Here is an 11654-nt window from a genome sequence, read left to right on the forward strand (position 1 = left end):
TCCTGAGGGCCGCACGCGGGCGGCCGGTGGGGACACGGCCTCAACGGGTCGGATCCATTTCCCTGTCCTGCCCGCGATCCGGTCCCGGCGGTGACCGCGCGAGGCGGCTGCCCCGCGCGGCCCCACCGGCGTTCTAGCGTCGGCGCAGCCCGCGGTCGACCGCGGACATCAGCTCGCCGTCGTCCGTGTCGCCGTCCAGAGACCAGAACATCGCCCCGCCCAGACCGCGGTCGCGGATGTACGAGGTCTTGGCGCGCAGCACCTGCGGATCGTCGTACGTCCACAGGGTCGTGCCGTCGAACAGCCAGGCGTGGCCGTTGCGGGTGTCGCGGTGCACGGTGTACTGCCCGGAGTCGGCCAGTTTCCTGAGCGCCTTGTAGTCCTCGTAGCCCGCGGCGTACGTCGCGGGCGCGGGCGCCGTCGCCGGCCGGCCGAGCCCGTCGCCGCCCCCGGTGACGCCGGTCCAGCCCTGGCCGTAGAACGGCATGCCCATCACCAGCTTGCGGGCCGGGGCGCCGCGCCCGGTCCAGTCACGGACCGTCTGGTCGACGCTGAAGTCGCCCTTGGCGTACAGCGCGGACTGCTGGGCGGTCGTCGTCTCGCCGGAGACGTGGAAGTCGTAGCCCTGAAGGTTCACGAAGTCGAAGTCCCGCATGATCCGGGGCACGTCGAAGCCCGCATCGATCTTGGCGGGCGCGGTGGGGACGAAGGCGGACAGCTCGTAGTGCTTCGGCTTCGCCTTCCCTTTCCGGCTGCTCTTCGCGTAGGCGTCGAGCTGGGTACGGAACTCGTGCACCAGGGCCGTGAAGTTCCGCTTGTCCTCGGGGCGGTACACCGTGTCCGTGTCGCCGGCGGAGCCGGGCCACTCCCAGTCGAGGTCGATGCCGTCGAAGAGGCCGGCTGCGGCTCCGTCGCCCCCGCGCGCGCCGTCCTGGGGCAGGTTGCCCTTGATGTACAGGTCGATGCACGACGAGACGAGCGCCTTGCGTGAGGCGGCGGTGCGGGCCGCGTCCGAGAAGTGGGTGGACCAGCTCCAGCCGCCCAGGGAGATCATCACCTTGAGGCCGGGATGCTCGGCCTTGAGCTCGCGCAGTTGGTTGAAGTTGCCCGCGAGGGGCTGCGTGCCGGTGTCGGCGACGCCGTCGACCGATCCGGCGGCGTCCAGCGGACGGGCGTAGTCCGCCCAGGCGTCGGCCTCGCCGGGAACGTTGCCCGTGAAGCACCGGCCTTCGGCGCTGACGTTGCCGAAGGCGTAGTTGATGTGGGTGAGCTTGGCCGCGGAGCCGCTGGTGTCCAGGTCCTTGACCTGGAAGTCGCGTCCGTAGACGCCCCATTGGGTGAAGTAGCCGACGGTTCGGTACGCGCGGTCGTGGTGGCCCGTACCGCGGTCGTGGCCCGCTCCGTCCGCGGTGGCGGCGGGGGCGAGGCCGGCCAGCAGGGTCAGGGCGCAGGCGGCGGTGGTCAGTCCGGTCAGGGTTCTTCGGCGCATGGGGCTCGTTCCTGTGCGTGGTCCGGGATGGGTTCCGGGAGCGGGCCCGGAGTGTGTTCCGGGTGCTGCGGGGCAGCGGGAGCCGTGCTGTGCACAGGAAGGTATTGGTCTGGACCAAAAAGGGTCAAGGGTCCGGGGCGTACCTGGGGCGCGCCTGGGTCAGGTATGCGCTGGTGGGCGGGGAATCATCACTTCGAGTGAAACTCTGGCCCGTGCTTGCGGTACTCAACCGACGGTTGCGACGCTGTTGCTGTCTGTCAACCTGTTGGGAGTGGCCTGTGCCTTTCGGTGAGCAGCCCGCCTATCTGCGCGTGGCGAGCGATCTCAGGGAGAAGATCGTCAACGGCGCGCTGCCGCCCCATACCCGCCTGCCGTCGCAGGCCCGCATCCGTGAGGAGTACGGGGTCTCGGACACCGTGGCGCTGGAGGCGCGCAAGGTGCTGATGGCCGAAGGGCTCGTCGAGGGGCGGTCGGGCTCGGGTACGTATGTGCGCGCGCGTCCGGTTCCCCGCCGGATCGCCCGCTCCGGCTACCGGCCGGGAGCGGGAGCCAGTCCGTTCCGTCAGGAGCAGACGGCGGAAGGGGTGCGGGGGACCTGGGAGTCCCGCAGCGAGCAGGAGGGGGCGAGCGTCGAGATCGCCGAGCGGCTCGGGATCGAGCCGGGCGACCGGGTGATGCGCACGAGGTACATCTTCCGGGAGGCGGGTGAGCCGATGATGCTGTCCACGTCCTGGGAGCCCCTGGCCGTCACGGGGCGCACCCCGGTGATGCTGCCCGAGGAGGGCCCGCTGGGCGGCTGCGGTGTCGTCGACCGCATGGCGGCGATCGACCTCGTCGTGGACAACGTGGCGGAGGAGGTCGGCGCGCGCCCCGGGCTGGCGGAGGAGCTCCTGGCGCTCGGCGGTGTGCCGGGTCATGTGGTGATGGTGATCGGGCGGACGTACTACGCGTCGGGGCTGGCGGTGGAGACGGCCGATGTGGTCGTCCCCGCCGACCGCTACCGGATTGCCTACCATCTGCCGGTCAAGTGACCGCCGGAGCGCCCGGGGTGACAGGTGGGACGGCTGTGGTGACCGCTGGGAGCGACGGCTTGTCCGCCCCCTGTGATGCGGAGTTAACAGTCGCGCGCCGTACGTAACCGGCGGGCAACCGTCCGCCGTAACAAGTTGTCATGTCCAAGTCCTAACTTCCCGTTCGTCACCGCACACCGGACCGACGAACGGGAAGTCATGACGGACATCGCAACGCCCGCGACGGGCGAAGCGCCGCAACAGGAGCCGCAGGAAGGCCCCCGGGCGCCCCGACGCAGCTATGCCAAGCTCGCGGCCGACGAGAGCCGCGAGGACTATTCCCTCCGCTACGCGCCGCACTCCTTCCGGCGCTGGTCGCCCTCGATGGTCGCGGGGACGGCGCTCGGGGGCATCGCGTACCTGGCGGACTTCGCGATCGGTGCGTCGATCGTCTTCACCTACGGATTCACCAGTGGGCTCGCCTCGATCCTGGCCGCGGCGGCGATCATCTTCCTCACCGGCATCCCGATCGCCCGGGCGTGCGCGAAGTACGGCCTGGACATGGACCTGGTCACCCGAGGGGCGGGCTTCGGATACTTCGGGTCGACGCTGACCTCGCTGATCTACGCGTCCTTCACCTTCATCTTCTTCGCGCTCGAAGGCTCGATCATGGCGCAGGCCATGCACCAGGCCGTCGGACTCCCCGTCGAGGCCGGCTATCTGGTCACCACGCTGATCGTCATCCCGATCGTGTTCCGGGGCATGGGCGCGCTGGCCAAGGTGCAGGCCTGGACCCAGCCGGTCTGGATCATCGGCATGGTGCTGCCCTTCGTGGTGCTCGCCGTCGAATCCCCCGGCTCCTGGGGAGCGTTCAGCTCCTTCACGGGCACGGAGGGGGCCGCGCCGGGCTTCTCCTGGATCGCCTTCGGGCTCGGTACGGGCGTCGCGCTCTCGCTCATCGCCCAGATCGGTGAACAGGCCGACTATCTGCGCTTCATGCCGGCCAGGACCGAGGGCAACAAGCGGCGGTGGAATCTCGCCGTTCTCGCCGCGGGTCCCGGCTGGGTCGTCATCGGGGCCGCGAAGCAGCTCGGGGGCGCCTTCCTCGCCTTCGTCGCGCTGGAGGCGGTCGGCAGGACGCACGCGCTGGAGCCGATCGCGCCGCAGATCGAGGCCCTGAAGCCCTGGCTCGGCTCGTTCGCGCTTCCGGCCGCGGCCGTCTTCGTGATCGTCTCCCAGGTCAAGATCAATGTGACCAACGCCTACAGCGGTTCGCTGTCCTGGTCGAACTTCTTCTCCCGGATCACACACAGGCACCCGGGCCGGGTCTGGTACATCTTCCTCAACCTCGTCATCGCGCTGACGCTGATGGAGATGAACATGTTCGCGGCCCTGAACAAGCTGCTGGGCTTCTACTCCAACGTGGGCATCGCCTGGATCGCGGCCGTCGCCGCCGACCTGGTCATCAACAAGCGGATCGGGCTGAGCCCCCGCTACATCGAGTTCAAGCGCGCCTACCTCTACGCCGTCAATCCGGCCGGTTTCGGGGCGATGGTGATCGCGTCGACCGTCTCGATCCTCGCCTTCTTCGGGCTGTTCGGCAGGTACGCCGAGGCGTTCTCCACCTTCATCGCGGCCGGGCTCTCCCTGATCCTCTGCCCGTCGATCGCCTGGCTGACGAAGGGGAAGTACTACCTGGCCCGGCCGAACCCGGTGAACGGCCCGGACGTCGAGATCGCCGACATCACCGCCACGCACACCTGCGCGGTGTGCGAGACCGCCTACGAACTGCCCGACATCGCGGACTGTCCGGTCCGGTCGGGGCCGATCTGTTCCCTGTGCTGCTCACTGGACGCGGAGTGCGGGGACGTCTGCCGCAAGGAGCCCGGGGCAGGCCCGGTGCTGATGCCGATGCCCGTCGTGCGGACCCCGGCGGGCTGACGGGAGAGCTGTCGAGAGCGGACGCAAGAGGGGCGCATTCGGGAGAGTGCGCCCCCTTTGGTGTGGCCGGATGCGTGTCTCTTTGTGTAAACACGCATCCGCTGAGTAAAGGTCAGGCGTACGCTCGGGCATATGCGTACTGCGGTTTCCTGGGGATCCTTAGAGACGTGCACAGCAGTGGGGAGAGGGGCGGGATGCTGGGGAGGAACGCCATGACGGACAGCGGTGCCGTGCTCCCCTGGCTGGTGATCAGACAGGACGACAACGGCAACAGGTATCGCGTCGGGCGCTATGCGACGCAGGACGAGGCACAGAAGATCGCGGACGGCCTGGACCGTCACGGACACAAGCAGCTCTACTGGGTGGAGCGAACGAGCCGGAGCGCACGCCCGTAGGGAGGGCCCGGCGGGGGTGGGACCACCGGCTACGCTCCCGCCCATGAGTGATTCCGTGGTGGTGGCCGGGGCCGTCTGTGACGGCGGGCGGCTCCTGGCCGCCCGCCGCAGCGCCCCGCCGGAGCTCGCCGGGCGCTGGGAGCTGCCGGGCGGCAAGCTGGAGCCGGGAGAGAGCGGCGAGCAGGCGCTCGTGCGGGAGCTCCGGGAGGAGCTCGGCGTCGAGGCGGAGCCTCTGGAGCGCATCCCGGGGGAGTGGCCGCTGAAGCCCGGCTATGTGCTCCGGGTGTGGACGGTCCGGCTGCTGTCGGGTGAGCCCAGCCCGCTGGAGGACCACGACGAGCTGCGCTGGCTGGCCCCCGGGGAGGCGGACACCGTCGACTGGCTGGACCAGGACCGCCCCGCCGTGGACGAAGCCGTACGCCGTCTGCGGGAAGCCTCGCGGGACTGATGCGCGCCGATTGCCGTGCACCGGTCCGGCAGGGGCACATGCACCCGTACGCACCATGCGTCACCTTCTGCGATAAGTTGCGCTGAATAAGGGGTATGTGCCGATTAGGCCCTCTGAACAGGGTGCGTCCCCGCTGTCGGCCCTGGGAAGTGATCGGAGTGACCGATACCGACGGCGATTGCGCCGAGTGGAGCTTTCCGGCGTCGCCGGGTTCCGTGCGCAGCGCCAGGCACGCGGTCCGTGACGCATTGCACTACTGGGGGTTCGACGCGGCGGTGGGTGACGTCGCCGTCCTGCTCGTCAGCGAACTGGTGACCAATTCCCTGCGCCACGCCTCCGGCCCCATCGGCGTCCGGCTCGTGCGCCCGCATCCCGATGGCGGCGGCTCCGGGGGCAGGGCCGATGGGCAGGGCCTGCTGGTGGAAGTCTCCGATCCGGTTCCGGATCCGCCCACCGAACGTACTGCCGGGCCCGAGGACGAGGGCGGTCGTGGACTGCAGCTCGTGGCTGGTTCCGCGCGCCGCTGGGGGACCCGGCGCGGAAATGGTGGCAAGACCGTGTGGTTCGAGCTCGCTCTGCCTGGTTAGGAGTGGGGAGGGACGCACAGCGATCACCGGAGGTCGGGCAGAACCTGGCTGAAAGGGACTGAGACCGTGCTGTGATCGTGAACGCCGTGCCGGTGAGGCCCGTAGTGCTGAATACTGCGGGCAGGACCGGTCCGGTGTGTGAGCTGGAGGGGACGGTCGCGTGAGCGAGATACCTGGGACGGCGGGCGACGTCATGTGGCAGAGCAGCCCGCCTGGCTCGATCTATGACTACATCAGGGTCGCATCGTTCTCGATCGGGCCCGACGGCCTGATCGAGCAGTGGAGCCGGCGGGCCGCGGGTCTCTTCGGCATGGCATCCGAAGAGGTGGTGGGCAAGGACCCGGTCGAGGCCTTCATGCCCGCCGAGCTGCGCCCGGATGCCCACAGGCGGGTCGGCGAGATCCTGGACGGCAAGGAGTGGACGGGCCTCGTCCCGTTCCGGATCCCGGGCGAGGACACGGTCCGCGGGCTTGCCGAGATCTACGTCATGCCGACCGAGACGGAGACCGGTCAGCGCGCCGCGCTCTGCATAGTCGTCGACGTCAGAGCGCTACGGCGCATAGAGACGGACCTGGCCGCCTCGCAGGCGATTTTCGGTCAATCTCCCTTCGGTTTCGTCCTCTTCGGTACCGACTTCACCGTCGTACGGGCCAACAAGCGGTTCGCCACCGTCTTCGGGGGCGAGGCCGACGACCACCGCGGCCGCACGGTGGACGACTATCTGGGCCGCCCTGAGGCCGAACGGCTCTCCAGCACGCTTCAGCGCGTCCTGGAAACCGGCGACGCGGTCACCGACCTCCAGCTCGTCGGTACACCGCCCGGCTCCATGGGCCGCCGTCACTGGTCCATGAATCTCTACCGGGTGCACAGCGGCTCCGGGCGCCCCATCGGCATCGCGGGACTCGCCACCGACGTCACGCAGCGGCACATCGCCGCCCGGGAGGCGGCCAGTGCCCGCCGTAATCTCGCCCTGCTCAACGAGGCCAGCGCGCGCATCGGCAACAGCCTCGACCTGGAGACCACCGCCCGGGAACTGCTCGACGTCGCCGTGCCCGGCTTCTGCGACCTCGCCTCCGTCGACCTGTTCCAAGGACTGCTCACCGGCGAGGAGGCCTCGCCCGGCAGCTGGGGCAGGCACCACCAGGAATCCGGCAGCGGCACGGCGGAGCTGCGCCGGGTGGCCCACGCCAGCGCCGTGTCCGACGCCCTCCCGGGAGTCATCCCGGGCGCCCGGACCGGCGGGGAGGCGGACGGGGACACGGGGCCACCCGCGCTCGGCTCGGTGCACCGCTACCCGTTCCACTCGCCCTGTGCCGTCGCCCTGCGCACCGGCCGCGTCGAGGACGTGCCCGGCGACGAACGCGGCTTCGTCCACTCGACCCTCGCCGTGCCGATGGTCGCGCACGACGTCGTCGTCGGCCTCGTCCAGTTCTCCCGCACCAAGGGCAGCGAGCCCTTCGGCGAGCGGGACCGGGGCCTGGCCACCGAGCTCGCGGCACGCGCCGCCGTCTGCATCGACAACGCACGCCTCTACCGCCGGGAGCACGAGCGGGCGCTCATCCTCCAGCGCAGTCTGCTCCCCCCGGGCGACCCGGAGGCGGCGGGCCTGGACATCGCCTGTCGCTACCTTCCGGGCAACACGGCCACCGAGGTCGGCGGCGACTGGTTCGACGTGATCGAACTCCCCGGTCACCGCACGGCCCTGGTCGTCGGCGATGTGATGGGCCGTGGACTGCGGGCCGCCGTCGCCATGGGTGAGCTGCGCACCGCCGTACGCACGCTGGCACTCCTGGACCTGGAACCCGCCGAGGTGCTCTCCGCCCTGGACGAGGTCGCCCGGGGCCTCGGTACCCCGGGCGGCGGCGAGCGGAGCGGCGGCTTCGGCGCGGGCGGCGGCGCCCAGTGGCCCTCGCGGGCCGCCCACAAGTCACGCGAGGCCGACCTCTCCGAGGTCTATCTGGCGACCTGCGTCTACGCGGTCTACGACCCGGTCACCCGGCGGTGCACCTTCGCCAACGCCGGCCACCTCCCCCCTGTGGTGGCCGAGCCGGGCGAGCCCGCCCTGCTGCTCGACGTACCGCCGGGCATGCCGCTCGGCGTCGGCGGCGAGCCCTTCGAGGAGGTCGAGGTGGAGCTCAAGGAGGGCTCCCTCCTCTCCCTCTACACCGACGGGCTCGTCGAGTCCCGCGACCATCCGCTCGACGAGGGCCTCGAGGCCTTCCGGCAGGCCCTCACCGAACCGTCGCAGCAGCTCGAAGAGGTCTGCGACCACGTGCTGACGAGCCTCGACACCCGGCACGGCGAGGACGACATCGCCCTGCTGATGGCCCGTATCCAAGGTCTCGCCCCGGACGCGGTGGGCGACTGGCGGCTTCCGCGTGAGCTCCGTTCGGTCGGCCGCGCCCGTGAGCTGGCCCGCGCGCAGCTCACCGCCTGGGACCTGGACGACCTGGTGGACACCACCGAGCTGCTGGTCAGCGAACTCGTCACCAACGCCCTGCGCTACGGCGAGGGTGAGATCAGGCTCAGGCTGCTCCGCGACCGCACGCTCGTCTGCGAGGTGTGGGACGCGGGGCTCGTCCAGCCACGGCGCCGGCGCGCACGCGACACCGACGAGGGCGGCCGCGGGCTGCAGCTCGTGGGGCTGCTCAGCGCGGCCTGGGGTTCGCGGCGCACCCCGCGGGGCAAGACGGTGTGGTTCGAGCTGGCGCTGCCCGACGGAGAGCCGGCCCCCGAACTCTCCGTGGAGCAGTTGCTGAGCATGTACTGACGGGACGTACGGAAGAGGCACCGGCCCCTCCCGGGGCGTCCTCCGGTCACGAGGCGGACTTCAGGGCGGCGAGCCGGGTCTCGATCTCCGCGCTGTCCCCGAGGCTGTCCAGCTGCTCGAACTGGGCGTCCAGGGACGACGCGGCGAGTTCCTGCTTGCCCACCGCCTTCGCCTCCTCGCGCCGCACCTTGTCCTCGAAGCGGCCGAGCTCGCTCGTCGGGTCCATGACGTCGATGCTCTTGACGGCGTCCATCATCCGGTTCTGCGCCTGCGCGGACGCGGCACGCGCGACCAGTTCGTCGCGCTTGGACTTCAGCTGGGTCAGCTTGTTCTTCATCTGGTCCAGGCCCGACTTCAGCTTGTCCACCACCACCGTCTGGGAGGCGATGGTCGGCTCGGCCGTCTTCGCCTCCTGTTCCGACTGGAGCTGCCGCCCCAGCGCCACCTTGGCGAGGTTGTCGAACTTGTCGGCGTCCACGCCCGACCCCCCGGCCCGCAGCTCGTCGGCCTTCCTGCTGGCGGCGAGCGCCTTCTGGCCCCACTCCCTGGCCGCGTCGACATCCTCCCGGTGGTCCTCCTCCAGCAGCCGGAGGTTGCCGATGGTGGCGGCCACCGCCTGTTCGGCCTCCGCGATGTTGGCGGTGTAGTCGCGGATCAGCTGGTCCAGCATCTTCTGCGGATCCTCCGCCTGGTCGATCAGGGCGTTGATGTTGGCCCGCGCCAGCTGAGTGACGCGGCCGAGAATGGTCTGCTTGGTCATGGCACCTCTCCTTGTGCGAAATCGTCGTACGCATGCCGGTGTCCTGCGCGGTGCGCCCGTGCCGGCGTCAGAAACGGCCTCCGCCGCCCCGTCGGCCACGGGTCCCGCCGCCGCCGAAGCTGCCCGGACCGCCACCGAAACCGCCCCCCGAGCCGCCGAATCCGCCGCCGAACCCTCCTCCCCCCAGCCCTCCGCCCCGCCCGCCGCCGAGCAGTCCGCCGAGGATGATGCCGCCCAGCACGGCGCCGCCCGCCCCGCCCCCGCCGCGCGGACCGCCGAAGCCGTTCCGGTCGCGATAGCCGCGTACGTCCTGCTCGGCCAGGCTCCGCGCCTGCGCGGCCAGCGCGTCCGCCTGCTGCGCCTCGGCCAGGGCGCCCTGGGGGTCGTTCCCCGCCGACAGCTCGCCGGCCCTCTCCCACCGCCGCTGGGCCTCCGCGAGCCGGGTGCGTGCCTGGCTGCCGACCGCACCGCGGTTGGTGGTGATGTAGTCCGCCGCCGCGCCGATGGCCGCCCGGGCGGTGAGCATCGCCTGGTCGAGCAGCGAGCGCGCCCGTCGGCCGCCCTGCTCCTGCTCACGGGCTCCGGCCAGCGCCTCGTCCAGCGCCGCGTCGGCCTCCTCCACCCTGCGCAGCGCGTCGACGGGGTCGTACGGGCCGGAGGCGAGCTCGCCCCTCACGTCGCCGACCACGGCCTCGGCACGGGCCACCCGGCCACGGAGATCCGCTGTCGGCACCCCCTCCGGAGTGCCGTCGAGCAGACCTCTGGCGTCGGCCAGGTCCGTCTCCGTCTCGGTGAGCGCGCCCGGCAGCCTGTCCGCGGCCTCGGCCAGTTCTCCGGCCCGCCGGTCGACCCCCTCCACAAGGGTGGACACCTGCTTGATCGCTCCTTCGGCCGCCCGCACGTACACCGCGGCCCGGGCGTTGTCGCCGCCGTCCACGGCCTGACGCGCCTGGTCGAGGGCGGAGGCGGTGAAGGCCAGCCGGTCCTTGGCCTGTTCGATGTCCTCGGCCGCGGGAGCTGCCGCCGACTCGGCGTACCGGTCCCGCATCGCGCCGAGGGCCGTCTCCGAGGCGGAGACGCGTGCGACCAGATCGCGGGACGTGGTCTCGGCGGTGGTCACGGCCTGAGGGGCGGTCTGTTCGAGGGCGCGCAGCCGGTCGAAGTCCTCGGACATGGCGTCCAGGCGTCCGTTGGCGTCCGTGCAGCGGCTGATGATCTCGTCGAGCATGCGGCGCCGCGTCGCGTCGTCCTCGGGGACGGCGTCGTCCAGCTGCTGCCTCAGCCGGAAGGCAGCGGTCAGCTCGGTCTTGGCGTGCTGGACGGCCTCGGCGAACGGAGCCGCGGCCTCCTCACCGAACTGGGCCGTGGCGAAGCCCAGTTCCTCCTCGCTGGTGCGCACGGCGTCGTCCGTGTCGACCAGATCCCCCTTCGCCCGCGCGTCGAGTTCCGGCAGCGGGACCGGTGGCTCGGCCGCTCCGGCCTCGCTGCCCCAGCCGCCCGCCGCAGCCGGAGTCGTCCGGGTCCTCGCGCGCCGCCTGCGGCGGCTGAAGGCGAAGGCGGCGGCCGCCCCCGCGACGACGAGCACTGCCAAGGGCACGATCAGGTTCGCCGAGGCGCCGGTGCCGGCGCCGCTCCCGGGGTCCGCGGCGCCCGGGGTGATGGCGGGGGCCGTGACGGGGTCACCGGCGAGCACCGCGGCATAGCCGTCGGCGGCGCCGATCGCGGCTCCCGCCCAGTCGTTCTGCCGGAGAGCCGGCTCGATCGCCGTGTTCGCCACGTCCTGGAGCTGTCCGTCGGTGAGGCGCGACCCCTGGTCGACGGAGTAGGCGTACTGCCGGTCGTGCGTGGCCACGGCCAGCAGCACGTCCTCCTGGCCGAGGCCGTTGCGGTTCGCGGTCTCGTCGGTCCAGGTCTGGGCGTCGCGGCCGGAGAAGTCACGGACGTACGCCACGAACAGCTGCACCCGCTGCTCTTCGAACAGGTGGTCGAGAGAGGCTTCGACCTGTGGCTCGCGGTCGCCCAGCGCCCCCACCTTGTCGGTGATCTGCCCCTCACGGGAAAGGGTGACGGGGTCCTCGGCGCGGGCGTCCGGGGCGCCCGGCAGGGTCATCCAGAGCACCGCTGTCAGGGCGGCGAAGAGGATCCTGCCGGGTATGGAAAGCCGGGACATCCCGGTGCGGCTCGCAGGCGGCGTCACATTTGGGAGGCTATGTCCGCCCACTGCTGCCCGCGACCCGGCGCGTTCCATGCCGGT

The 11654-nt window shown here is 71.3% G+C and carries 9 protein-coding genes; 6 read left to right on the forward strand and 3 right to left on the reverse strand.

What is annotated here, in order from left to right; all coding sequences use genetic code 11:
* Positions 1-133: 133 nt before the first annotated feature.
* Positions 134-1489: a glycoside hydrolase family 18 protein gene (locus ACFWFI_RS09255; RefSeq protein WP_387387394.1), complete on the reverse strand. Its 1356-nt coding sequence runs from the start codon at positions 1487-1489 to the stop codon at positions 134-136.
* Positions 1490-1767: 278 nt separating this feature from the next.
* On the opposite strand from ACFWFI_RS09255, the gene ACFWFI_RS09260 reads away from it, so the two are divergent.
* From ACFWFI_RS09260 to ACFWFI_RS09285, 6 genes are all read left to right on the forward strand, one after another.
* Positions 1768-2520: a GntR family transcriptional regulator gene (locus ACFWFI_RS09260; protein ID WP_387387395.1), complete on the forward strand. Its 753-nt coding sequence runs from the start codon at positions 1768-1770 to the stop codon at positions 2518-2520.
* Between the two features lie 198 nt (positions 2521-2718).
* Positions 2719-4440, forward strand: coding sequence for a purine-cytosine permease family protein (locus ACFWFI_RS09265; protein WP_387387396.1), 1722 nt, complete (start codon positions 2719-2721; stop codon positions 4438-4440).
* A 212-nt stretch (positions 4441-4652) separates the two neighbouring features.
* Positions 4653-4835: a hypothetical protein gene (locus ACFWFI_RS09270; protein WP_033298025.1), complete on the forward strand. Its 183-nt coding sequence runs from the start codon at positions 4653-4655 to the stop codon at positions 4833-4835.
* Between the two features lie 43 nt (positions 4836-4878).
* Positions 4879-5283 (forward strand): (deoxy)nucleoside triphosphate pyrophosphohydrolase, encoded by a 405-nt coding sequence (locus tag ACFWFI_RS09275; RefSeq protein WP_387387397.1) that lies wholly within the window; start codon positions 4879-4881, stop codon positions 5281-5283.
* 149 nt (positions 5284-5432) lie between these two features.
* Positions 5433-5870, forward strand: coding sequence for an ATP-binding protein (locus ACFWFI_RS09280; protein ID WP_387387399.1), 438 nt, complete (start codon positions 5433-5435; stop codon positions 5868-5870).
* Positions 5871-6063: 193 nt separating this feature from the next.
* Positions 6064-8640: a SpoIIE family protein phosphatase gene (locus tag ACFWFI_RS09285; RefSeq protein ID WP_387387427.1), complete on the forward strand. Its 2577-nt coding sequence runs from the start codon at positions 6064-6066 to the stop codon at positions 8638-8640.
* A 46-nt stretch (positions 8641-8686) separates the two neighbouring features.
* Here ACFWFI_RS09285 and ACFWFI_RS09290 read toward each other — a convergent pair whose 3' ends face one another.
* Both ACFWFI_RS09290 and ACFWFI_RS09295 read right to left on the reverse strand, forming a co-directional pair.
* Positions 8687-9400: a PspA/IM30 family protein gene (locus ACFWFI_RS09290; protein ID WP_387387401.1), complete on the reverse strand. Its 714-nt coding sequence runs from the start codon at positions 9398-9400 to the stop codon at positions 8687-8689.
* Positions 9401-9467: 67 nt separating this feature from the next.
* Entirely contained in the window at positions 9468-11570 is a 2103-nt protein-coding gene (locus ACFWFI_RS09295; protein ID WP_387387428.1) for a TPM domain-containing protein, read from the reverse strand.
* Positions 11571-11654: the final 84 nt, after the last annotated feature.

Source organism: Streptomyces sp. NPDC060209, assembly GCF_042728155.1.
GTDB lineage: Bacteria > Actinomycetota > Actinomycetes > Streptomycetales > Streptomycetaceae > Streptomyces.

What these genes read in the sequence shown, in the direction of transcription:
- ACFWFI_RS09255 (WP_387387394.1), bottom strand. Translation starts at nt 1,489, where the DNA reads ATGCGCCGAAGAACCCTGACCGGACTGACCACCGCCGCCTGCGCCCTG.
- ACFWFI_RS09265 (WP_387387396.1), top strand. Translation starts at nt 2,719, where the DNA reads ATGACGGACATCGCAACGCCCGCGACGGGCGAAGCGCCGCAACAGGAG.
- ACFWFI_RS09270 (WP_033298025.1), top strand. Translation starts at nt 4,653, where the DNA reads ATGACGGACAGCGGTGCCGTGCTCCCCTGGCTGGTGATCAGACAGGAC.
- ACFWFI_RS09275 (WP_387387397.1), top strand. Translation starts at nt 4,879, where the DNA reads ATGAGTGATTCCGTGGTGGTGGCCGGGGCCGTCTGTGACGGCGGGCGG.
- ACFWFI_RS09285 (WP_387387427.1), top strand. Translation starts at nt 6,064, where the DNA reads ATGTGGCAGAGCAGCCCGCCTGGCTCGATCTATGACTACATCAGGGTC.
- ACFWFI_RS09290 (WP_387387401.1), bottom strand. Translation starts at nt 9,400, where the DNA reads ATGACCAAGCAGACCATTCTCGGCCGCGTCACTCAGCTGGCGCGGGCC.
- ACFWFI_RS09295 (WP_387387428.1), bottom strand. Translation starts at nt 11,570, where the DNA reads ATGTCCCGGCTTTCCATACCCGGCAGGATCCTCTTCGCCGCCCTGACA.